This is a genomic window from Phaeobacter sp. A36a-5a (assembly GCF_037911135.1).
Taxonomy (GTDB): Bacteria; Pseudomonadota; Alphaproteobacteria; order Rhodobacterales; family Rhodobacteraceae; genus Phaeobacter; species Phaeobacter bryozoorum.
Map to the genome: position 1 here is coordinate 79658 of NZ_JBBLYU010000001.1, position 20202 is coordinate 99859.

A 20202-nucleotide genomic window follows, 5' to 3' on the forward strand; every position below is an offset into this window, starting at 1 on the left:
GTCAGCTCGCCAGCAACAGCACGACGAGGAGGATCAGTGCCATCACGATGGCAAAGATGGTCGCGCCGATACGTCGGGCGCGTGAGCGTGCCGCGCGCGGGGAGGGGCGTGGAGCCGAATAGGGTTTGGCGCTGTCAGGGGTTTGGTCGGGATTGCTCGGCAGGCTGGCCCAATCCGCACCAAGTTCGCTGTAATCGCCGATATGGCGGATCTGATGCGCCGGGATCAGGCGGGTTTCCTCGCCCCGAAATGCGCGCGACCGCAGCAGCAGCACATAGCCGTCGATTGCCATCAGCCTCTGGGCATCGGCTTCCAGCTGCTCGGCGGGAATGCCGCAGCCGTCGCGCAGGTAACCGATCAGCCCCAGATCTTCCAGATCGCTTACCGGAAAGATTTCGACATGATCGAGGTCGACATACTCAATCCCCAGAACCTGTGCCAATGCGCCGGGCTCTCGCAGGAAACGGGCCTGTTCCGACCGCATGTCGAGATCAAAGACATGGATCATCCGCTGCTCGCCTGCGGGGATGGTCAGGGGCTGCGTTACCGGCTCGGTCATTGATCAGACCACGCCCGGTTGCGCCATGGCAGTCTGACGGCTGGCGCGCAGATTGCGGGCCAGAAGATCCATCACCGCCATGCGAACGGCGACACCCATTTCGACCTGCTCCTGAATGACCGAACGATTGATATCGTCCGCCAGCGTACCGTCGATTTCAACGCCCCGGTTCATCGGGCCGGGGTGCATAACGATGGCGTCGGGTTTGGCCAGCGCCAGCTTCTCGGCATCCAGCCCGTAGCGGTGGTAATACTCGCGTTCTGAGGGAATAAATCCACCGTCCATCCGCTCCCTTTGCAGGCGCAGCATCATGACCACATCCACGTCTTTCAGCCCTTCGCGCATGTCGTCGTAGATTTCGGCACCGAACTCTGCGAAATGGTCGGGCACCAGGGTCGGCGGGCCGATCAGCCGGATGCGGTTTTCCATCTTGCCCAGAAGGATCAGATTGGAGCGGGCTACCCGGGAATGCGCGACATCGCCACAGATCGCAATGTTCAGACGGTGCAGGCGCCCTTTTGCACGGCGGATGGTCAGCGCATCCAGCAGCGCCTGTGTAGGGTGCTCATGCCGCCCGTCGCCTGCGTTGAGCACGGCGCAGTTCACCTTTTGCGCCAGAAGATCCACGGCACCTGAGTGCGGGTGGCGCACAACCAGCAGATCGGGGTGCATCGCGTTCAGTGTCATCGCGGTGTCGATCAGGGTCTCCCCCTTTTTGATCGAGCTGGCCTGCATCGCCATGTTCATGACATCTGCCCCCAGCCGTTTGCCTGCGATTTCAAAACTGGCCTGAGTGCGGGTGGAGTTCTCAAAGAACATGTTGACCTGGGTCAGCCCGGACAGCGCATCGGCGTGTTTGTCAGGGCGTCGGTTCAGCTCGGCATAGCTGTCGGCCAGATCCAGGATGGCGGTAATTTCATGCGGCTTCAGCGGCTCAATACCCAGAAGATGCCGTTGGTTGAAGGACATCGGATCAATCGACGTGGGGGCATTGGGCATGGGCTGGCTCCGTGCTGTTTGGCGCTCTTATAGCAGGGCTGTGGCGTCCGGCAAGACAGCCGGGGCGTGTTCTGGGCCGGGGTGAAGGCTGCGGTGAAGTCAGGTGTTTTGCTTGGCTCCCGAGCAGAGTAGCTTGGGGCCATGGAATCGGCATTGGATTATCACAGCGCGCGGGCGCTCTTGGCGTGGCAGATTGAACTGGGGGCGACCGATGCAATCGGCGATGCGCCGGTCAATCGCTATGAGCTGCAGGCGCGGCTGCCCAAGGCGGCTGCGACGACTGCGGATGCCGCGCCGATCAAACCTCTCGAAATCGACCCGGTTGCGGTGGCACGACAGATGGCAGGGGCCGCTGGTTCGCTGGCGGCGCTGCGCGATGCGCTGGATCAGTTTGAACATTGCGAGCTGAAAAAGGGCGCGCGTAACCTGGTGTTTGCTGATGGCCACCCCGGTGCCCGCGTGATGGTGGTTGGCGAAGCCCCCGGTCGGGATGAGGATATGGCCGGAAAGCCTTTTGTGGGCCGCGCCGGGCAGCTGCTGGACCGGATGCTGGCAGCCATTGGCCTGTCGCGTGAGGACAGCGTTTATATTGCCAATGTGTTACCGTGGCGACCGCCGCAGAACCGGGATCCGCTGCCTGCGGAAATCGCCATGATGACTCCGTTTCTGGAGCGCCACATTGCCCTTGTGCAGCCGGATATCCTGATTGCCATGGGCAATATCAGCTGTGATGCCCTGCTCGGAAAACGCGGTATCACCCGGATGCGTGGCACTTGGCATGAGGCGCAGGGCAAACCGGTGATGCCGATGTTTCACCCGGCCTATCTGCTGCGTCAACCGGTGCAGAAACGCGCCGCCTGGGCGGACCTGCTTGAGGTGAAGACGCGGCTGACCGCCGGGTGATACGCAACCACTAACGGGGCGGGCCGGAAACGGGCGCTACCCAAGGCAGCTGATATTTCAGATGGGGGCCGGAAACATGGCACAACTCGACGACAGCAAGAATTTTATTCCCGTTCGCATTGCAGTGCTGACGGTCTCGGACAGCCGGTCGCTGGCAGAGGATCGTTCCGGTCAGGTTCTTGTGGATCGGCTGGAGGCGGCGCGGCATGTGCTGGCCGATCGCAAGATCCTGCCGGACGAGCGGGCCGAGATCGCAGGCCAGCTGCGTGACTGGATCGCCGACCCAGAGGTCGATGTGGTGATATCGACCGGCGGCACCGGGCTGACCGGCCGCGATGTCACGGTCGAGGCACACCGGGATGTCTATGAAAAGGAAATCGATGCCTTTGGCACGGTTTTCACCATCATTTCCATGCAGAAGATCGGCACATCAGCGGTGCAATCAAGGGCCACTGGCGGCGTCGCTGGCGGCACCTATCTCTTTGCGCTGCCCGGAAGCCCGGGCGCCTGCAAGGATGCCTGGGATGAAATTCTGGTGAAGCAGCTGGATTACCGGCATCGTCCCTGCAATTTTGTGGAAATCATGCCGCGGCTTGACGAACATTTGCGTCGCAAGTGAGACGGAATTGATCCGTGACTGCGTGTAACCTCGTATAGTTTGTACAAACTGGTATTCTTGCGGCTTAAGGTGTTCATTTTGAACGCTGCGGTGGTGGTGTGGCCGGTTCGTTTAGCCGATTGAAGGATAAAGAATGCGCTTTTTGCGGCAAACGGTGATTGGGGTCTTTCTCGCGGCGCTGACAGCGGCGCTGCTGCTTCTGGCGGTGCAGATGGTGGTGTCTGCCATTCAGACCCGTATGGCGGATGAACGTGGCGCGCCGCCGGATCGTGAACGGGTGTTTGCGGTGAATGTCGAGCGGGCTGAGCTGGGCACGGTGCAGCCGCGGCTGACCGCCTTTGGCCGGATCGAGAGCCGCCGCAGGCTGGAGCTGCGTACGGCGGCTGCCGGTCGGGTGGTAGAGCTGGCGCCGGGTTTCGAGGATGGCGGTGACGTGAAGGCCGGGGCGCTTCTGGTGCAGATCGACCCGGCAGATGCGCAGGCCGCCCTGCGACGCGCAGAGGCGGACATGCTGGACGCAGAGGCCGAGACCCGAGAGGCCCGGCGCGGGCTGGCGCTGGCGCAGGATGAACTGGCCGCTGCCGAGGATCAGGCAGAGCTGCGCACGCGCGCGCTGGAGCGGCAGCGCAACCTGGAAACGCGGGGCGTCGGATCGGCGGCAACGGTTGAGGTGGTGGAACTGGCGGCGGCACAGGCCCGGCAGGCGGTGATTTCTCGCAGGCAGGCGGTGTCGCTGGCCGAGGCCCGCATTGATCAGAGCGTCACGCGACTGGCGCGGGCCGAGATCGCACTTGAGGATGCCCGCCGCAATCTGGCCGACACCACGATCACCGCTGCGTTTGACGGGACGCTGCAATCGGTGAACCTGGTGGAAGGGCGGTTGGTTTCGGCCAATGAAAAGCTGGCTGATCTGGTGGATCCGGCGCAGCTGGATGTGGCTTTCCGGGTGTCGACGGTTCAATACGCCCGTCTGCTGGATGCCGATGGGCAGCTGCTTGCGGCCCCGGTTGAGGTCACGCTGGATGCCACCGGCGCCGCATTGAAGGCAACGGGTGTTGCGGTGCGGGTCAGCGGTGATGCAGGCGAAGGGCTGGCAGGGCGGTTGATCTACGCGCGGCTTGATCCGGCACTTGGCTTCAAGCCCGGCGATTTTGTCACCGTTCACGTGCAGGAACCGGAGCTGGCAGAGGTGGCGCGGCTGCCGGCCTCGGCGCTGGGGGCGGATGGAACGGTTCTGGTGCTGGGGGAGGACGACCGCCTAGAGGCGCTTCCTGTAACGCTGGTGCGTCGCCAGGGTGATGACGTGCTGCTGCGCGGCGCAGGTTTGGAAGGCCGCGACGTCGTCAACGGGCGCACGCCGCTGCTGGGGGCGGGGATCAAGGTGCGCCCGCTCCGTCAGGGGGCGGAGGCCAGCGGCGCAGGGGATAGCGCCGCCGCGGAGGCGGATCTGGTTGAGCTGACCGAGGATCGTCGAGCCAAGCTCGTCGCCATGGTCGAAGGCAACAGCAGGATGCCGCAGGCGGTGAAGGCGCGGATGCTGGAACAGCTGGCTGCGGCCAAGGTGCCCGCTGGGCTGATCAACCGGATCGAAACGCGGATGGGAGGGTAGCGGCGATGCTGCGCAATCCCCCCCGATCGGCTGGCGGTGTTCTGAGTTATTTCACTCGCCACCGGACCTTGTCGAACCTGCTGCTGGTCCTGCTCCTGGTGCTGGGTGCGGCGGCGATCCCCAATATGCGGGCGCAGTTCTTTCCCGATGTGATCGTGGACCAGGTGTCGGTGGGAATCGAATGGGAGGGGGCTGGCCCGGAAGATATCGACAGTGCGATCGTGCAGGCGCTGGAGCCGGCGCTGCTGGCGGTTGATGGGGTCGAAAGTTCAAGCGCGACGTCGCGCGAAGGCTGGGCCAGCATCTCCTTGGAATTCGAACCCGGCTGGGACATGGCGCGGGCTGCCGATGACGTGCAAACCGCCGTCGACGGCGTCACCACCCTGCCGGAGGAGGCAGAGGAGCCCAGCGTGCTTCGCGGGGCTTGGCGTGACAGAGTCACGGATGTGGTGATCACAGGCCCGATCGCGCCGCGCCAGCTGGGGCTGTTTGCGGATGAGCTGATCGCGCGCCTGTTCGAGGTCGGGGTGACGCGAACCACGATCCGTGGCATCGCCGCACCGCAGACCATGGTCGAAGTGCCCTCGGCCAGTCTGATTGCCCATGATATCGCGATGACGGATATCGCCGCCGCAATCGCCGCAGAGGTTGATGCCAATCCCGCGGGCGATGTGAGTGGCGCAAATGCCCGGATCCGCACCGGCAGCGAAAAGCGCAGCCCGGAGGAATTGGCAGGCATCGTGCTGCGTACCAACCCCGATGGGTCCGCGCTGACCGTGGGAGATGTCGCCACAATCCGTGTGGAGGGTGTGGATCGCAATCGTTCTTATTTCGTCGGCGACGATCCGGCGATGTCGATCCGGGTGGACCGGTCGGATCAGGGCGATGCGATTAAGATTCAGCATCAGGTCGAAGGGGTGGTTGAGGCCTTGCAGGCCAGCCTGCCGGATGGTGTCAGCGCCAGTCTGATCCGAACCCGGGCCGAGGCGATCACCGGTCGTCTGGATATCCTGCTGGACAACGGGCTGATGGGTCTTGGTCTGGTGTTGGCATTGCTGTTCCTGTTTCTGAACGCACGCATTGCCTTCTGGGTCGCGGCAGGGATCCCGGCGGCGATGTTTGCCGCAGTGGCCTTCATGTATATGGCTGGTCTGACGATCAATATGATCAGCCTGTTTGGCCTGATCATCACGCTGGGCATCGTAGTGGATGATGCGATCGTGGTGGGTGAACATGCCGATTTCCGTGCGCGGCGTCTGGGCGAGCATCCGGTTGCGGCGGCAGAGAACGCCGCGCGCCGCATGGCCATGCCGGTTTTCGCGGCCACATTGACCACGGTGATCGCATTTTTCGGATTGGTGTCGATTGGCGGGCGTTTCGGCGAGCTGATCCGCGATATCCCCCTGACGGTGATTGCCGTGCTTGCGGGGTCACTGATCGAGTGTTTCCTGATCCTGCCCAATCACCTGGCCCATGCCCTGGCCCATAGCGCCAAGGAACATTGGTATGATCTGCCGAGCCGGGTGGTCAATCGCGGGTTTCGCAGGCTGCGCGATGGCCTGTTCCGACCGCTGATGGCGCTGGTCGTACGCGGACGCTACGTAGTGCTCGCGGGTGCTTTGGTGATCCTGGCCAGTCAACTGGCGCTGTTCATCGGCGGCGATGTCAAATGGCGGTTCTTCAATGCGCCGGAGCGTGGCTCGGTCACCGGTAATTTCGCGATGGCCGAAGGTGCGACGCGGGCCGATACGCTGGCGATGATGCGCGAGATGCAGCGTGCGGTGGATGAGCTGGGTGCGGAGTATGAGGACCGCTATGGCCGCAATCCCATCGAATTTGTTATGGCTGAGATCGGCGGCAACGCCGGGCGCGGTCTGGCCGGTGTCGATGCCAAGGATAGTGATCTTCTGGGCGGGATTTCGATTGAGCTGATTGATGCGGATCTGCGGCCCTATTCCAGCTTTGCCTTTGTTGCGGAGATCCAGGAGAGGGTGCGCCGTCATCCGATGACGGAGACGCTGTCTTTCCGTGGCTGGCGGTCCGGCCCGGGTGGGGATGCGCTGAATGTGCAGTTCAGCGGTGCGGCGGTCGAGGTTCTGAAAGCCGCATCGGAGGATCTGAAGACGGCACTGCTGCGCTATCCTGAGGTCTCCGCTGTTGAGGACAATCTTGCCTATGACAAGGAAGAGCTGGTGCTGGAGCTGACGCCGCAGGGGCGCGCGCTGGCGTTCACGGTTGAGACGCTTGGCCGGGCGCTGCGTGCGCGGCTCAATGGGATCGAGGCGGCAACCTACCCGGAGGGCCCGCGTAGTGCCACGATCCGGGTGGAACTGCCGAAGGACGAGCTGACGGCCGATTTCCTGGAGCGCACGCTGATGCGTAGCCCGGCGGGTGTCTATCTGCCGCTTGCGGATATCGTCTCTGTCAGCCAGCGCACCGGTTTTTCGACAGTGCGGCGGGAAAACGGGGTACGCGTGATCAGTGTCACGGGCGATATCTCCGAGGACGATCCGGCCAGAGCTCAGGCCATAGCAACCGCGCTGGAAGAGGAAATCCTGCCGAGCATCGCCAGCGAACGGCAGGTCGATTGGCAGCTCGCCGGGTTGAGCGAACAGGAGAACGAGTTCCTGAATGACGCGCGAACCGGACTGATACTCTGCCTAACCGGTATCTATCTGGTGCTGTCGTGGATATTCGCCAGCTGGACGCGGCCCTTGGTGGTAATGGCGATTATTCCCTTTGGTCTGGTTGGCACGATCTGGGGCCACTACCTGTGGGACGTGCCGCTGTCGATGTTCACGGTGGTGGGGCTGTTGGGAATGACCGGCATCATTATCAACGATTCGATCGTGTTGGTGACCACGATCGATGAATATGCGCAGGAACGTGGCTTGATACCGTCGATCATTGACGGGGCCGCTGACCGGCTGCGGCCGGTGATGCTGACGACGCTGACAACGGTGCTGGGGCTGGCGCCCTTGATGTACGAGGGTTCGCAGCAGGCGCAGTTTCTGAAGCCGACCGTGATTACGCTGGTCTATGGTCTTGGTTTCGGGATGTTCCTGGTGCTGCTGGTGGTACCGGCGCTGATCGCGGTTCAGGCCGATGTGGCGCGCCCCTTTGCGGCGCTGCGGCGCGGGCTGACATCGCGGGCGGGCGAACTGCGCTGGCTGACGCTGGGGCTGGGAGCGGCGCAGCTGCTGTGGCTCGCGGTTACACTTGGCTATGCGATGGCGGTTGGGCTACTGCATCCGCTGCTGCGGACGTTTGTGCCGGTGCTGGCGGCGATGGATCCGGTGCGGGCAGCCACGCTGCTGTTCATCGTTGGTGCTGCGCTTCTGAGCCTGTTTGGCTACCTCTGCGCCCGCGCGGTGGGCGCACGCCGCGCCAGGGTCTGAGCGCGCAACAGTTCTGAGCGTCGACCCGGGCTTTATGGATGCAGTGTGAGCGGGAGTCCCAAGGCTAACCCGTCATCCGGCGGCGCTGTTGCTGGGCGAGGGCGGCGACCTCCGCCACCTGGTCAATCAGCATCCGGTCAGGAGACTGGTCGAAGCCAGTGGTCAGATCGGAGACCTGCACCCATTGTGCCTGCAGGGCGTCATCATTGGGGGCGGGCTGGCCTGAGACGTAGTCGCAGAGCACGGCGACGAGAAGATATTGCCGCTGCACCTCACCTGCGTCATCCCGCAGCATAACGTCGATATGGGTCAGCACTTCGCGGGGGCTGGCGATGACGCCGGTTTCTTCCAGCAGTTCGCGGGCGGCAGCCTGCATCGCGGTCTCGCCGAGTTCGACATGGCCGCCGGGAAAGCCCCACCAACCTGCATTTGGCGGCGATCTGCGCTGGATGAGGATCACCTGATCACCATCCTGCCGGGGATGGCAGACCACGGCCAACGCCCCCAGGACAGGGCGGCGAGGGGCTTCGTCGGAGGCGGGATTGGCGGGCATGGCTGGATCCGGTCGGGCAGATGATCCCTTGTTAGTGCCGGGTGCAGCCCTGAATGTCTACCGCGCGGTTCTGCCCAAGTACGGTGATACGCATCTGCGAGCGATCCACAGCGAAGGGACCGCCATCGGCGGAGATGATTTCGGTTTTCGCCGTCAGCTTGTGGCCCTGTCGGCTGGTCGTCGTTTCGGTTGTGACCAGCGAGGGGACGCCGGGTTCGACAACCACGACCTCCTCACCGCCTGCGCTGGGCATGGTGATCCGGGCAACCAGCTCCATCCCATAGCGGCTGGGGGACAGCGCACAGGTCGCGGCCTGCACCCCTGCCTCCTTTGCGGACCAGGGACGGTCAGCCAGTGCTGCGACAATTGCCGGGTTGCGCGGGCTGTCCGGTTTCAGCGCCTGATCGAAACGCAGTTCCGAGGGTATGCAGACATCCTTGCAGATGCCGAGCTCCATGCGGCCCTTCAGCCGCAGCGGCTGCCCCGGTTTGGCCGGGGTGATCTCGACCGGAAGCACCAGCTGATCATGATAGCCGATGGTGCGAAATCCTGAGGTGAGGAACACTTCGGGCGTGGGCCAGCGGATTGCGACGGCCCCGACATTGCGCGAGCCTTGCCAGCTGAAGCGGGGCGGAATGCCGGCATCGCCGGGCGCGCGCCAGTAGGTTTTCCAGCCTTCGGAAAGCGTCAGCCGCAACGCCCCCATATGGGTGCCGCGTCGCGTGGTGCCGCCGTCCAGCACCTCGATACGGACAATATCGGACATCTGCTCGGCGGGGGCCGTGGCAGGCAGGGCCAGAAACGACAGCGCCAGCGGTGCGCAGAGGCATTTCGCCAAGGTCTTGGCCGTCGTGGTGCGGGCCGTCAGGGGCGTCGCAAGCGCCGAGAGAAGGGAGAACATAACCATGCCCATTTACATGCGCATTCCAGCAAGAAAAGCCAAGTCACGTTCCGGTCAACGGCGTTGAGCATTGGCTAAGGCACGGGTTGGTCTTGAACCTCTGCCTGCGGGTGGCCATTGTGACAGGGCAGGCAGGTTGCCCGGTCACGGGTGGCGGCGATTTGAAAAAAGGACGACAGATTCATATGGATCTTACCGGCGAACTGCTGATTGCGATGCCCGGCATCGGTGACCCGAGGTTCGAGCATTCGCTGATTTTGCTATGCTCGCATGAGGACGATGGTGCGATGGGCTTGATCGTGAATAAACCGGCCACCGGCGTTGATTTGTCCAACCTGTTGGAACAGCTGGATATTACTCCGCGCAGTGCAGAAGAGGCCGCGCTACCGGTGCGGTTTGGCGGGCCGGTCGAGACGCAGCGCGGCTTTGTCCTGCATTCACCGGAGTACAAATCCAACGTCAGTTCGCTGCGGGTTTCCGAGGCGTTTTCGATGACCGCGACCGTTGACGTGCTCGAAGATATCGCGATGGGGCGGGGACCTGAGCAGGTGATGGTCATGCTTGGCTACGCCGGCTGGGGGCCGGGGCAGCTTGAGGCCGAGATTGCCAATAATGGCTGGCTGACCGCAACAGCAACGCCGGAGGTGGTGTTCGAGCTGGACGATTTCGCCAAATGGGAGGCGGCGCTGCGCTCCCTCGGCGTCGATCCGCTGACTCTGTCCACCAGTGCCGGTCACGCGTGACCGGAGGCTTACGATGCCCTGAGCAGGCCGCTAGCGTGGCGCGGCGGCGCGGCGCAGCCGGTCGTTGATGGCGACACCCAGCCCGATTTCCGGGATTGGGGCGACAGCGATAGGGCGGGCCTTGGCGTCAAGCTGGTGGAGATGTCCAAACAGCTGCGCCGCAGCCTCGCGCAGATCGCCGCTGGCCGAGAGGTTGAGATCACAGTCCATTTTGCCAAATCCGAGATAGAGCTCGCCCTCTGCTGGGTTTGTGACGTTCAGCCTGACGCTGGCGCGTGGGGCGTAGTGCGACAGCAGCTGCCCCGGAGCGGTCAGTGGATCGCCGACATCGCGCTGCTGCAGCGGGTGTCCCAGAACGGCCTCGATTTCCTCGGCGGCCAGCCCGCCGGGACGCAGCAGCAATGGCGTGCCGGTTGCAAGGCCGACAATGGTGGATTCCACGCCGACGCCGCAGGGACCGTCATCGACCACGGCCGCGATGCGGCCGTCCAGTCCGGCGATGACATGGGCGGCGGTTGTCGGGCTGATCCGGCCCGATGGGTTTGCGGAGGGGGCCGCCACTGGGCCATCCAGAACCGACAAAAGCGCCCGGGCCGCAGGATGGGCCGGGATACGGATGCCGAGGGTGGTCAGCCCGGCAGTGACCAGAGGCGAGATACCGTGGTCCTCGCGCAGCGGCAGGACCAGCGTCAGCGGGCCCGGCCAGAAGGCCTCGGCGAGTTTGCTGGCGGTGTCGGACCAGACCACATAGCGCTGGGCGGTCTCCACCGCGTGGACGTGGGCAATCAGCGGGTTGAAACTGGGGCGGCCCTTGGCGGCATAGAGGGCCTCAACCGCGCCGGTCTGGCGCGCATCAGCCCCGAGCCCGTAGACGGTTTCGGTTGGAAATGCGACCAGCCGGCCCTCTTTCAACAGGTCCGCAGCTGTGCTGATCTCCTGTGGTTGCGCGGTCAGGAGGCGGGTTGTGGGACTGGACATGGCTGGTGACGCGGCGTTTTGGTTGCTTGATTAAAGGGCCCGGTTAGGTAATCGGACAAGACATTCAACATAAAGGTTTGGGGCAATGATGCCAAGGCTGCCCCAACCAGCTCTCTGAAAGAGGCCAGACATGACCTTCCGTGCCCCGGTTCCCGAGTATCAGTTTCTTCTCGAACATATCATCGGTTTTCATGAAATCGCCGCTACCGAGCGCTTTGGCGAGGCCAGCGATGATGTGGTTGCGGCGATCCTGACCGAGGCGGGGAAGTTCTGCGATGAAGTTATGGCCCCCTTGAACCGTGGCGGCGATCTGCAACCGGCGCGTCTGGAGAACGGGGTGCTGCGCAGCTCTCCCGGTTATGCCGAAGGCTGGCAGGCGATTTCCGAAGGCGGCTGGATCGGGATGAGCGCGGCAGAGGAATTTGGCGGCATGGGGCTGCCGATGACCCTGACCACCGCGGTCAATGAGATGATGTCGGGCGCCTGCCTGTCGCTGCAACTGGCCCCGCTGATGAGCCAGGGTCAGATCGAGGCGTTGGAACATCACGCCAGCGATGAGCTGAAGTCGCTCTACCTGCCCAAGCTGATTTCGGGGGAATGGTCGGGCACCATGAACCTGACCGAGCCGCAGGCCGGATCGGATGTGGGGGCGCTTAGCTCCAAGGCAGAGCCTCTGGACGACGGCACCTATGCGATCAGCGGTCAGAAGATCTATATCTCCTGGGGCGACAATGATTTTGCGGGCAATATCTGCCATCTGGTTCTGGCCCGCCTGCCTGATGCGGCACCCGGAACCAAGGGGATTTCGCTGTTCCTCGTTCCCAAGTACCTGCCGGACGCCGAGGGTAACCCCGGCAAGGCCAACACGCTGAAGGTGGTGAGCCTTGAGCATAAGATGGGCCTGCACGGTTCGCCGACCTGCGTCATGCAATATGACGGCGCAATCGGCTGGATGGTCGGCAAACCGGGGGGCGGTCTGGCGGCAATGTTCACCATGATGAACAATGCCCGGCTGGGCGTTGGTGGTCAGGGCGTCGGTGTTGCTGGTGCGGCCTATCAAAAGGCGCTGGCCTACGCGCTGGAGCGCAAGCAGGGCAAATCCGCCTCCGGCACCATCGTGGACCATGCGGATGTGCGCCGGATGCTGATGGAAATGAAGGCCGATCTCTTTGCAGCGCGCGCGATCCTGCTGGCCTGTTCGCAGGCCATCGACATGCAGACCGCAACCGGCGCACAGGAGTGGGCCGCGCGGGCAGCGTTTCTGACGCCAATCGCCAAGACCTTTGGCACGGAAACCGGGATGCGTGTTTCGGAAACCGGTGTGCAGGTGCATGGCGGTATGGGGTTCATTGAGGAAACCGGTGCAGCGCAGTTTTATCGCGATGTGCGGGTGACGGCGATCTACGAAGGCACCAACGGCATTCAGGCGATGGATCTGGTTGGGCGCAAGATGATGGACGGCGGCGATATGGCCAACCGTCTGATCGACGAGATCGAGGAGCAGGCCGAGCGCGCCCGAACCACTCATCCCAATATGGCCGAGGCCGTCTGGCAGGCCTGTGAATCCCTGCGCGAAGCGACCGAGTGGTTGACCGCACAGAGCGACATGGATGAGCGTTTCGCAGGAGCGGTTCCCTATCTGCATGCCTTTGCGCGGGTTCTTGGCGGGCATTACCACCTGGCGGCTGCGATGGCTGACATCGGTGGCCCGCGCGAAAAGCTGGCGCGGTTCTATATCAACCGGATGTTGCCGGAACACGCCGCGCTCTTGGCTCATGCGCAGGCGGGTGCGGACGGCGCGCGCGCTCTGACGCTGGATGAATTGGCTGACGGATGACCAGCCCGCGACCCGACGGTCCATGGAACACGCCGCCTGCCGAGGGTGAGGCGATCGAGGTGGCGGAAGGCGTCCTCTGGATGCGGCTGCCGCTGCCGATGAAGTTGGATCATGTGAACGTCTATGCGCTGGATGATGGCGATGGCTGGACCATCGTCGATACCGGCATGTCCTCAAACAAGACCCGCCGCATCTGGGAGCGGCTGATGGCGGGGCCGCTGGAGGGCAAGCCGATCCGGCGCGTGGTGGTCACGCATCATCACCCCGATCACATCGGCAACGCCGGCTGGTTCCAGTCTGAGCATGGGGCTGAGCTGGTGACCACGCGAACGGCCTGGCTGTTTGCTCGAATGCTGACGCTGGACGTGCAGGAAAGCTGGCCCGAGGAAACGCTGGCGTTTTACCGCAGCTCGGGCATGGATCCCGCGATCTATGACGCACGGCTGGCGGAGCGGCCGTTCAATTTCGCCGATACGGTCTATCCGATGCCGCTGGGCTTTACCCGGATCAAACAGGGCGACGTGTTTCGCATGGGCGGGCGCAACTGGGACGTCCACATGGGTAATGGTCACGCGCCAGAGCACGCAACCTTCTGGAGCCGCGATGACAATCTGGTGATCAGCGGCGACCAGATCCTGTCCTCGATCAGTCCCAATATTGGCGTCTATGCGACCGAGCCGATGGCGGATCCCGTGGCCGAATGGCTGGAGGCCTGCGAGCGTCTGGCACCGTTGACACGGGGTGATCAGCTGGCTTTGGGCGGGCATAAGTTGCCATTTCGCGGTCTGCCGCATCGGATGGCCCAGTTGATCGACAACCATCACGGGGCGCTGGCGCGGCTTCTTGAGCATCTCGACGAACCGCGCAGCGCGGCCGAATGTTTTGCGCCGCTGTTCAAACGCAAGATCGGCTCCGGGGAATATGGCCTTGCTTTGGTCGAGGCGGTGGCCCATTTAAATCATCTGTACCATCTGGGTCAGGTTGACCGCAGCCGTCGTGCGGACGGGGCTTGGCTTTATCAGCGCAAGGGGTGATCGACCCCTGGAAAGGGAGAGATCATGACCGATGAGATCGCAACCAGCGCCGAGGCGGCAGAGGCGGCCGTTCTGCCCTGCGTTCACGAGGTCCACGCGGATCCCGACGCCTGCACCGGTATCGAAAAAGTGCAGATGCCGTTGCAAAAATCCGTTGCCGAGAAAAGCGCCGCACGCTGGGCCTATGAACGGTTGATCCTTTATATCAAGAACTTCGAGGAGCAGCTGGATAGCGAGCATGAGGTCGCGATGGGGTTTGCCGGCGGCGATGCCGGTGTGATGCGGATCGAGGGTATGGGCTACTTCGACCCCGATATCATCACCTATTACGGCAGCGATTCCAGCGGCGCGCGCACGCAGCTGGTCCAACACGTCAGCCAGCTCAACGTGATGTTGCGGGCCCTGCCGAAGCGGAATGAGGCGGCACCTGCCAATCGGATCGGTTTTCGTTTGGTGTCCGACCTTGAGAGTGATCCGGCTGAGACCTGACGTTCGGGCAGCCTGTTGCGCTGGGGGTGTTGCCACACTTCTGTTCGGCGCGCTCAGCAGCGTTGCGGCCGCCGAAGACGCGGTTGCGGCGGGCTATTGGGCAATGTTGGAGCGTGCAGCTCATCGCGGCCTCATGCAGGAGGTCGCGGCAGCAGATGGCAGGCCAGCCCCCTTTGCCACCGATGGCTGTAGCGGTGGGTTGTCTGCGATCTGGCGCCAGTTCAGTGGCAGGGAAGAGACAGCCGACGGTCCGCCGTTTGAGGCCTGTTGCGTGGCTCATGACCTGCTCTATCACGATGCCGACGGGATCGGATCATCTGGCCGAATCCTTGATGGTCGCGACAAAGATCTGGCCACCGCCAGCCAGCAGGCAAGACTGGCCGCGGATCAGGCTCTGCGCCGCTGTGTAGAGACGCAACTCAGCAGCCGGGAGTCCCCAACAGCGGCCATCGCCGCACCGGTCGCAACCGCCATGTATGCTGCGGTGCGATTCGGTGGCGCGCCTTGCAGCGGGCTGAGCTGGCGCTGGGGCTACGGCTATGGTCACTGCCAAGCGGTGTTTGGCCAGTGAATTGCCCGGTGATTTGCCCTGGCTGCGCCCGATTGACGTGGTGACAGGGTCTGTGAAATCCAGTATTCAGCGGAAAACAGACGCGAATAGGAATGGACACATGGCTGACCATAAGCACGGTTCGATGGATATCACCGTTCAGGAAAAGACCTACAACGGCTTCATCAAGTTTACGACACGGTTCTGCATCGCAGCGCTGCTCTTTGCAGTGTTCCTCGCGATTTTTGCAACCTGATCACCCTCGTGAATGGTTCTGATCTGAGCGGGCGTTGTGGCGCCCGGCACCTTGCGAGCGGGCTAAGGCTTGCGCTTGTGTGCGCCGGTGTGGCGCTGCTGTCGGCCTGTGCCGCCCAGCAGCAGCCCAACGCGGATGACGCCACGCTGGAACGGGTTGCCTATCGGCATAATGGTCCGCCTGCGCTGACGCTTTATACGATGATCAACAATCGTACCGGGCAGGGCGCGCATACCTCGCTGATGATCAATGCCTCGGAACGAGTGATCTTTGATCCTGCCGGGTCATTCTATGCCGATGTGGTGCCGGAGCGGGATGATGTGCTCTTTGGCATCACGCCGGGGGTGGAGAAAGCCTATCGCGGATCACATGCGCGCAGCACCCATCATGTGGTGGTGCAGCGGATCGAAGTGACGCCCGAGCAGGCGCAGCGCGCCTATCAGCTGGTACGGGCAAACGGTCGGGTTCCGGGCGCGTTCTGTGCCAATGCCACAGCCTCGATCCTGAAGCAGGTACCTGGGTTTGAGGCGCTGGATGTGACTTTCTACCCTGGCAATCTCTCGGAACAATTTGGCGCCCTGCCGGGGGTGACGACTGAACGCTACCGTGAAAACGACAGCGCAGACTTGCAAGAGGGGCTGGCAAAAAACAATGCGGCGTTGAACGCAGGCGGGTGATGCTGCCACGTTCAGGCACAGCTATAGATGGGAAAAGCCGCAGCATCGTCTGCGGCTTTTGTCTGTTTGTCGGGATGGATCAGCCTGCCAACAGAAAGAGCAGCAGGAAGCCAACAGCACCGCTGCCCATGGCGATCAGGACATTGCGTGTCCAGTACCCGAGCGCGAAGACCGCCGCGGCGACGGCGAGATGGGGCAGGCTGGGGGTGCCACCGGTCGGCGTCGGCCAGACCACCAGCGGCGCCACCAGCGCAGGAATGATCGCCACCGCAGTATAGCGCAGATGGCGCATCAGCCAAACGGGCATGGTCCTGCCGCCCATCAGCCCGATAAAGGCAAAGCGCAGGGCGAAGCTGCCAATGGCAAGGCCGATGATGATCGTCCATAGCAACGTCGGATCGGGGGGCTGGGTCATGACGGATCCTTTGCAATGCTGCGGCGCTCCAGCCAGAGCTCGGCCTGGGCGCCAGCCATCATGCCGATAAGACCGGCAACAATCAGGCCAAGATTGTAGGGCAGCGCGGTGGCCGGCAGCGCGGTGGCGACAGCGGCGAAACAGGCAATGACATGGGCCGGTGTGCGCAGCATTGGGCCGATCATGGCCAGGAACGCCAGCGGCAGGACAAAGTCGAGGCCCCAGCTGGCCGGGATCTGGGTGCCGACCAACGCCCCGATATAGGTTGCGAGCATCCAACCGGGGGCAACGCAGCCATTTGTGCCGAAGAAATAGGCCATGCGCTGTGATAGGGTCATCTGCGGATGGGTTTCGAACTGCACGATCGAGAGCGCATAGGATTGGTCGACAGTGAGATAGGCCGCACAGGCGCGTTGCCACAACGGAGCGCCGCCGAGGTACGGCGTCAGTGATGCCGAATACATCGCCACCCGCAGGTTCACCGCAAGCGCTGAAATCAGGATGATCAGAACCGGCGTGTTTTCTTGCATCAGTTGCAGGGCTGTAAACTGGGCCGAACCGGCAAAGACCGACAGGGAGAAGATCATGGCCTCAGGGACAATCAGTCCCGCTTCGGCAGCAAGAACGCCAAACAGCAGCCCAAATGGTCCCGAGACCAGGAGGAAAGGCGCGCCGTCGCGAAACCCCTTCCAAAAGGCCGATTTCGTGGTGGTGATTGCCATGATCAGGTCCTAGGTTATTGCTGAAACGGCATAGGCCTGCTGGCGGAGGTTTGCAATTGATGATGGTTGAGAACAGCTCCGACCTGGCGTCGATACTGGCTGAATATGTGATTGCACCTGCGCCGAACGATGCACGGCTGACACGGGTGGTTCAGGGGTTTGATCACACGGGGACCGCGACGGAGATCTCTGTCGTGGAGGAACGGCCGCTGACGATTTACCTCAACCGTCAGGAAATCGTCACCGCCATGACCATTGGCGATTACCCCGAATATCTGGCGCTGGGGTTTCTGCGCAATCAGGGGATGTTGAATCCCGGTGATGAGGTCACCGCCATCGATTACGATGAAGAGCTGGATACCGTGGTCGTAAGGACAGCAGTTGAGACCTCATACGAAGACAAGCTGCAAAAGAAGACCCGCACGTCAGGCTGTGCGGTGGGCACTGTGTTTGGTGACATGATGGAGGGGCTGGAAGGGGTGAGCTTGCCGCAGACAGCGGTGCGCAGCTCCTGGCTTTATGCGTTGGCGCATAAGATCAACCGCACCCCCTCGCTCTATCTTGAGGCTGGCGCCATTCATGGCACGGTTCTGTGCCAAGAAGATCGCCCATTGGTCTATATGGAGGACGTGGGGCGGCACAATGCGGTGGACAAGATCGCCGGCTGGATCCAGAGCACCGGCGCGGAGGTCTCCGACAAAATCCTCTATACCACCGGGCGACTCACCTCGGAGATGGTGATCAAAACCGCGATGATGGGGATTCCGGTGCTGGTGTCTAGATCCGGCTTTACCGCATGGGGGGTGGAGATCGCACAGGAGCTGGGTCTCACTTTGATCGGGCGGATGCGGGGGCAGCGGTTTATCTGCCTGTCGGGAGAGGATCGGCTGATCCGGGATGTGGATCCGGCAAAGGTGCCGGTTGAGGCAAAAGCGCATCGGCGCAAGAGTGCGGACCACTAGGCGCAGACCGCCCGCGATATGGTCAGCAGACGATGTGGCATCAGGCGCAGAGAGGAGATGTCGTGAAACAAAGCAAACCATTGGGCATCATCCTTGCTGGCGGGTTGGCCACAAGGATGGGTGGCGGTGACAAGGGACGCTTGCGGATTGGGGGACGCAGTCTGATTTCCCATGTGATCGACCGTCTGTCGCCGCAGGTCGAGCGTATCGCGCTGAATGCCAATGGTGATCCTGCGCGCTTTGCCGATCTTGCGTTGCCGGTGATCGCCGACAGTATCGACGGCTTCGCAGGTCCTCTGGCGGGCGTGCTTGCCGGGTTGGACTGGGCGGCAGCGCAGGGAGCCGAGAGCATTGTCACGGTGGCTGCCGACACGCCGTTCTTCCCAAAGGATCTGGTTCAGCGGCTAAAGGAGAGCGCCGCCGGGCAGCAATATCCGCTGGTGCTGGCGACAACGCCAAAGTCCGGCGAGGAACATCTGAAATCCGGTGGCGGCGGCCGGGTGAACCGGCATCCGACCTTTGGTCTTTGGCCTGTTGCCCTGCGCGATGACCTGCGCGCGGCGCTGGAGGGCGGCCTGCGCAAGGTGGTTTTGTGGACAGACCGTCACGGCGGCCAGGAGGCCCTGTTTGAGGCGGATCCGTTTGATCCGTTTTTCAACGTCAATACGCCTGAGGACCTGGCCCGGGCGGAGGCCTTGCTGCGATGAAAATATATGGCGTCACCGGCTGGAAGAACTGTGGCAAGACCGGGCTGATGGAGCGGTTGGTGGCTGAGTTCTGCAGACGTGGTCTTACCGTGTCGACCTTGAAACATGCCCACCACAGCACTGATGTGGATCAACCCGGTACTGACAGCCATCGCCACCGGATGGCGGGTGCCGCCGAGGTGATCCTTGCCTCGCCCAATCGGGTGGCGATCATGCAGGAGCTGCGTGGCATGGCCGAACCCAGCTTTACCGAGCTGCTGGCCCGTCTGCGGCCTGTGGATCTGGTGCTGGTCGAGGGGTTCAAACGCGAGGTGCATCCGAAGATTGAGGCCTATCGCACAGCGGCGGGCCAGCCGCTCATCGCGCCTGAGGACCGGTCCATTCGTGCCGTTGCCAGTGACATTCCGCTGCATCTGGACAGGCCGGTTTTCGATCTGGACGACACGGTGGCGATTGCCGATTTCATCGCCGGGGAGATTTCCCTTTGAGCGGATGGCAGAGCTTTGCCATGGTGGATTGGTCTGGTGGCAACGACCGCGGGCCAAGCCCTTGCAAGGATTCCATCTGGGCCAGCGTCAGCCACGATGGATCAGCGGATGAACCGGTATATCTGCGCAATCGGCAGCTGGCGGAGCTGTGGCTCACCGAGCTGGTCGAGGCAGAACTGACCGCCGGGCGTCGCCTGATGCTTGGGTTTGATTTCCCCTTTGGCTATCCGGCGGGGTTTTGCGATGCAATCACGGGTTCGGATGATCCTCTTGGCCTGTGGGACTGGTTTGAGACACATATTGAGGATGCGCCAAAGTCTAACAACCGCTTTGATCTGGCGGGGGCGATCAATCGCCGCTTTGGTGGGCAAGGGCCATTCTGGGCCAATGGGCTGGCCCGCGACATCGACGGTTTGCCGCGTCGCAAGGACCGCTATCGCAACCCGTTCCCGGACCGCCGCGCGGTTGAGCATCGGGCCAAGGGCAGCTTTACCTGCTGGCAGATGGCCGGGGCAGGTGCCGTGGGCAGCCAGGTGATGATGGGCCTGCCGGTTCTGTCACGCCTGCGAAAGCGTTTTGCCGGGCAGGTCGCTGTCTGGCCGTTTGAATCCCTGGACACGCCGGTGGCTCTGGTGGAGATCTGGCCGACCCTTCTGGCAGGCCCCGCGCCGGATCACTGGATCAAGGATGCCTGGCAGGTGCATAAGGTGTCCCTAGAATTGTCGGGCCTGCACATGGCAGAGTTGGACCAGTTATTGACCGTCACAGCGCCCGAAGAGGGCTGGATCCTGGGAGTGGACTAG

The 20202-nt window shown here is 62.8% G+C and carries 22 protein-coding genes; 15 read left to right on the plus strand and 7 right to left on the minus strand.

Features of this window, described 5'->3' with window-relative positions; all coding sequences use genetic code 11:
- Nucleotide 1: 1 nt before the first annotated feature.
- Both WLQ66_RS00360 and WLQ66_RS00365 read right to left on the minus strand, forming a co-directional pair.
- Complete coding sequence (locus WLQ66_RS00360) at nucleotides 2–559, minus strand: hypothetical protein (protein ID WP_340544223.1); 558 nt, start codon at nucleotides 557–559, stop codon at nucleotides 2–4.
- Nucleotides 560–562: 3 nt separating this feature from the next.
- The gene (locus WLQ66_RS00365) at nucleotides 563–1558 is read right to left on the minus strand and encodes an aspartate carbamoyltransferase catalytic subunit (RefSeq protein WP_340544224.1); all 996 of its coding nucleotides are present in this window, start codon (nucleotides 1556–1558) and stop codon (nucleotides 563–565) included.
- 141 nt (nucleotides 1559–1699) lie between these two features.
- On the opposite strand from WLQ66_RS00365, the gene WLQ66_RS00370 reads away from it, so the two are divergent.
- The 4 genes from WLQ66_RS00370 to WLQ66_RS00385 all read left to right on the plus strand — a co-directional run bounded on the left by WLQ66_RS00370 (nucleotide 1700) and on the right by WLQ66_RS00385 (nucleotide 8087).
- Nucleotides 1700–2461 (plus strand): uracil-DNA glycosylase, encoded by a 762-nt coding sequence (locus WLQ66_RS00370; protein WP_340544225.1) that lies wholly within the window; start codon nucleotides 1700–1702, stop codon nucleotides 2459–2461.
- Nucleotides 2462–2537: 76 nt separating this feature from the next.
- Entirely contained in the window at nucleotides 2538–3080 is a 543-nt protein-coding gene (gene moaB / locus WLQ66_RS00375) for a molybdenum cofactor biosynthesis protein B (RefSeq protein WP_340544226.1), read from the plus strand.
- A gap of 133 nt (nucleotides 3081–3213) precedes the next feature.
- Nucleotides 3214–4689: an efflux RND transporter periplasmic adaptor subunit gene (locus WLQ66_RS00380; RefSeq protein WP_340544228.1), complete on the plus strand. Its 1476-nt coding sequence runs from the start codon at nucleotides 3214–3216 to the stop codon at nucleotides 4687–4689.
- 5 nt (nucleotides 4690–4694) lie between these two features.
- The gene (locus WLQ66_RS00385; protein ID WP_340544229.1) at nucleotides 4695–8087 is read left to right on the plus strand and encodes an efflux RND transporter permease subunit; all 3393 of its coding nucleotides are present in this window, start codon (nucleotides 4695–4697) and stop codon (nucleotides 8085–8087) included.
- A 64-nt stretch (nucleotides 8088–8151) separates the two neighbouring features.
- On the opposite strand, the gene WLQ66_RS00390 is transcribed toward WLQ66_RS00385, so the two are convergent.
- Together WLQ66_RS00390 and WLQ66_RS00395 are read right to left on the minus strand one after the other, a co-directional pair.
- Complete coding sequence (locus WLQ66_RS00390; protein WP_340544230.1) at nucleotides 8152–8640, minus strand: NUDIX hydrolase; 489 nt, start codon at nucleotides 8638–8640, stop codon at nucleotides 8152–8154.
- Nucleotides 8641–8671: 31 nt separating this feature from the next.
- Nucleotides 8672–9541, minus strand: coding sequence for a protein-disulfide reductase DsbD domain-containing protein (locus tag WLQ66_RS00395; protein WP_340544231.1), 870 nt, complete (start codon nucleotides 9539–9541; stop codon nucleotides 8672–8674).
- A 185-nt stretch (nucleotides 9542–9726) separates the two neighbouring features.
- Here WLQ66_RS00395 and WLQ66_RS00400 point away from each other — a divergent pair, with 185 nt between their 5' ends.
- Complete coding sequence (locus WLQ66_RS00400; protein WP_340544233.1) at nucleotides 9727–10284, plus strand: YqgE/AlgH family protein; 558 nt, start codon at nucleotides 9727–9729, stop codon at nucleotides 10282–10284.
- A gap of 30 nt (nucleotides 10285–10314) precedes the next feature.
- Here the strand turns inward: WLQ66_RS00400 and WLQ66_RS00405 are convergent, their stop codons facing one another.
- Nucleotides 10315–11262, minus strand: a complete 948-nt coding sequence (locus WLQ66_RS00405; protein ID WP_340544234.1) for an L-threonylcarbamoyladenylate synthase — start codon at nucleotides 11260–11262, stop codon at nucleotides 10315–10317.
- A 130-nt stretch (nucleotides 11263–11392) separates the two neighbouring features.
- Here WLQ66_RS00405 and WLQ66_RS00410 point away from each other — a divergent pair, with 130 nt between their 5' ends.
- The 6 genes from WLQ66_RS00410 to WLQ66_RS00435 all read left to right on the plus strand — a co-directional run bounded on the left by WLQ66_RS00410 (nucleotide 11393) and on the right by WLQ66_RS00435 (nucleotide 16105).
- Nucleotides 11393–13099: an acyl-CoA dehydrogenase family protein gene (locus WLQ66_RS00410; RefSeq protein WP_340544235.1), complete on the plus strand. Its 1707-nt coding sequence runs from the start codon at nucleotides 11393–11395 to the stop codon at nucleotides 13097–13099.
- On the plus strand, nucleotides 13096–14133 hold the full coding sequence (locus WLQ66_RS00415) for an MBL fold metallo-hydrolase (RefSeq protein ID WP_340544236.1): 1038 nt from the start codon (nucleotides 13096–13098) through the stop codon (nucleotides 14131–14133). The genes WLQ66_RS00410 and WLQ66_RS00415 overlap by 4 nt, the downstream gene beginning before the upstream one ends.
- A 24-nt stretch (nucleotides 14134–14157) precedes the next feature.
- Complete coding sequence (locus WLQ66_RS00420) at nucleotides 14158–14622, plus strand: DUF6173 family protein (protein WP_340544237.1); 465 nt, start codon at nucleotides 14158–14160, stop codon at nucleotides 14620–14622.
- Nucleotides 14603–15193, plus strand: coding sequence for a hypothetical protein (locus WLQ66_RS00425; protein WP_340544238.1), 591 nt, complete (start codon nucleotides 14603–14605; stop codon nucleotides 15191–15193). The genes WLQ66_RS00420 and WLQ66_RS00425 overlap by 20 nt, the downstream gene beginning before the upstream one ends.
- A 100-nt stretch (nucleotides 15194–15293) precedes the next feature.
- Nucleotides 15294–15428 (plus strand): aa3-type cytochrome c oxidase subunit IV, encoded by a 135-nt coding sequence (locus WLQ66_RS00430; RefSeq protein WP_340544239.1) that lies wholly within the window; start codon nucleotides 15294–15296, stop codon nucleotides 15426–15428.
- An 8-nt stretch (nucleotides 15429–15436) separates the two neighbouring features.
- Nucleotides 15437–16105 carry a hypothetical protein gene (locus tag WLQ66_RS00435; RefSeq protein WP_374015398.1) on the plus strand — a complete coding sequence of 223 codons (669 nt, stop codon included), beginning with the start codon at nucleotides 15437–15439 and terminating at the stop codon, nucleotides 16103–16105.
- Nucleotides 16106–16184: 79 nt separating this feature from the next.
- On the opposite strand, the gene WLQ66_RS00440 is transcribed toward WLQ66_RS00435, so the two are convergent.
- Together WLQ66_RS00440 and WLQ66_RS00445 are read right to left on the minus strand one after the other, a co-directional pair.
- Nucleotides 16185–16520, minus strand: a complete 336-nt coding sequence (locus WLQ66_RS00440; protein WP_340544242.1) for an AzlD domain-containing protein — start codon at nucleotides 16518–16520, stop codon at nucleotides 16185–16187.
- Nucleotides 16517–17242 carry an AzlC family ABC transporter permease gene (locus tag WLQ66_RS00445; protein WP_340544243.1) on the minus strand — a complete coding sequence of 242 codons (726 nt, stop codon included), beginning with the start codon at nucleotides 17240–17242 and terminating at the stop codon, nucleotides 16517–16519. Before WLQ66_RS00445 ends, WLQ66_RS00440 begins: the two co-directional genes overlap by 4 nt.
- A gap of 59 nt (nucleotides 17243–17301) precedes the next feature.
- Between WLQ66_RS00445 and WLQ66_RS00450 the strand changes: the two genes are divergently transcribed.
- From WLQ66_RS00450 to WLQ66_RS00465, 4 genes are read left to right on the plus strand one after another with little or no spacing between them, the layout of a single operon-like run.
- Nucleotides 17302–18204 (plus strand): formate dehydrogenase accessory sulfurtransferase FdhD, encoded by a 903-nt coding sequence (locus tag WLQ66_RS00450; RefSeq protein ID WP_340544245.1) that lies wholly within the window; start codon nucleotides 17302–17304, stop codon nucleotides 18202–18204.
- 32 nt (nucleotides 18205–18236) lie between these two features.
- On the plus strand, nucleotides 18237–18911 hold the full coding sequence (gene mobA, locus WLQ66_RS00455; RefSeq protein WP_340544246.1) for a molybdenum cofactor guanylyltransferase MobA: 675 nt from the start codon (nucleotides 18237–18239) through the stop codon (nucleotides 18909–18911).
- The gene (mobB, locus tag WLQ66_RS00460; RefSeq protein WP_340544247.1) at nucleotides 18908–19399 is read left to right on the plus strand and encodes a molybdopterin-guanine dinucleotide biosynthesis protein B; all 492 of its coding nucleotides are present in this window, start codon (nucleotides 18908–18910) and stop codon (nucleotides 19397–19399) included. Before mobA ends, mobB begins: the two co-directional genes overlap by 4 nt.
- On the plus strand, nucleotides 19396–20202 hold the full coding sequence (locus WLQ66_RS00465; RefSeq protein ID WP_340544249.1) for a molybdopterin guanine dinucleotide synthesis: 807 nt from the start codon (nucleotides 19396–19398) through the stop codon (nucleotides 20200–20202). Before mobB ends, WLQ66_RS00465 begins: the two co-directional genes overlap by 4 nt.

What these genes read in the sequence shown, in the direction of transcription:
- WLQ66_RS00370 (WP_340544225.1), top strand. Translation starts at nt 1,700, where the DNA reads ATGGAATCGGCATTGGATTATCACAGCGCGCGGGCGCTCTTGGCGTGG.
- WLQ66_RS00415 (WP_340544236.1), top strand. Translation starts at nt 13,096, where the DNA reads ATGACCAGCCCGCGACCCGACGGTCCATGGAACACGCCGCCTGCCGAG.
- WLQ66_RS00420 (WP_340544237.1), top strand. Translation starts at nt 14,158, where the DNA reads ATGACCGATGAGATCGCAACCAGCGCCGAGGCGGCAGAGGCGGCCGTT.
- WLQ66_RS00360 (WP_340544223.1), bottom strand. Translation starts at nt 559, where the DNA reads ATGACCGAGCCGGTAACGCAGCCCCTGACCATCCCCGCAGGCGAGCAG.
- WLQ66_RS00380 (WP_340544228.1), top strand. Translation starts at nt 3,214, where the DNA reads ATGCGCTTTTTGCGGCAAACGGTGATTGGGGTCTTTCTCGCGGCGCTG.
- WLQ66_RS00450 (WP_340544245.1), top strand. Translation starts at nt 17,302, where the DNA reads ATGATGGTTGAGAACAGCTCCGACCTGGCGTCGATACTGGCTGAATAT.
- WLQ66_RS00395 (WP_340544231.1), bottom strand. Translation starts at nt 9,541, where the DNA reads ATGTTCTCCCTTCTCTCGGCGCTTGCGACGCCCCTGACGGCCCGCACC.
- WLQ66_RS00445 (WP_340544243.1), bottom strand. Translation starts at nt 17,242, where the DNA reads ATGGCAATCACCACCACGAAATCGGCCTTTTGGAAGGGGTTTCGCGAC.
- mobB (WP_340544247.1), top strand. Translation starts at nt 18,908, where the DNA reads ATGAAAATATATGGCGTCACCGGCTGGAAGAACTGTGGCAAGACCGGG.
- WLQ66_RS00385 (WP_340544229.1), top strand. Translation starts at nt 4,695, where the DNA reads ATGCTGCGCAATCCCCCCCGATCGGCTGGCGGTGTTCTGAGTTATTTC.
- WLQ66_RS00365 (WP_340544224.1), bottom strand. Translation starts at nt 1,558, where the DNA reads ATGCCCAATGCCCCCACGTCGATTGATCCGATGTCCTTCAACCAACGG.
- moaB (WP_340544226.1), top strand. Translation starts at nt 2,538, where the DNA reads ATGGCACAACTCGACGACAGCAAGAATTTTATTCCCGTTCGCATTGCA.
- WLQ66_RS00400 (WP_340544233.1), top strand. Translation starts at nt 9,727, where the DNA reads ATGGATCTTACCGGCGAACTGCTGATTGCGATGCCCGGCATCGGTGAC.
- WLQ66_RS00430 (WP_340544239.1), top strand. Translation starts at nt 15,294, where the DNA reads ATGGCTGACCATAAGCACGGTTCGATGGATATCACCGTTCAGGAAAAG.
- WLQ66_RS00440 (WP_340544242.1), bottom strand. Translation starts at nt 16,520, where the DNA reads ATGACCCAGCCCCCCGATCCGACGTTGCTATGGACGATCATCATCGGC.
- WLQ66_RS00410 (WP_340544235.1), top strand. Translation starts at nt 11,393, where the DNA reads ATGACCTTCCGTGCCCCGGTTCCCGAGTATCAGTTTCTTCTCGAACAT.
- WLQ66_RS00405 (WP_340544234.1), bottom strand. Translation starts at nt 11,262, where the DNA reads ATGTCCAGTCCCACAACCCGCCTCCTGACCGCGCAACCACAGGAGATC.
- WLQ66_RS00390 (WP_340544230.1), bottom strand. Translation starts at nt 8,640, where the DNA reads ATGCCCGCCAATCCCGCCTCCGACGAAGCCCCTCGCCGCCCTGTCCTG.
- mobA (WP_340544246.1), top strand. Translation starts at nt 18,237, where the DNA reads ATGTGGCATCAGGCGCAGAGAGGAGATGTCGTGAAACAAAGCAAACCA.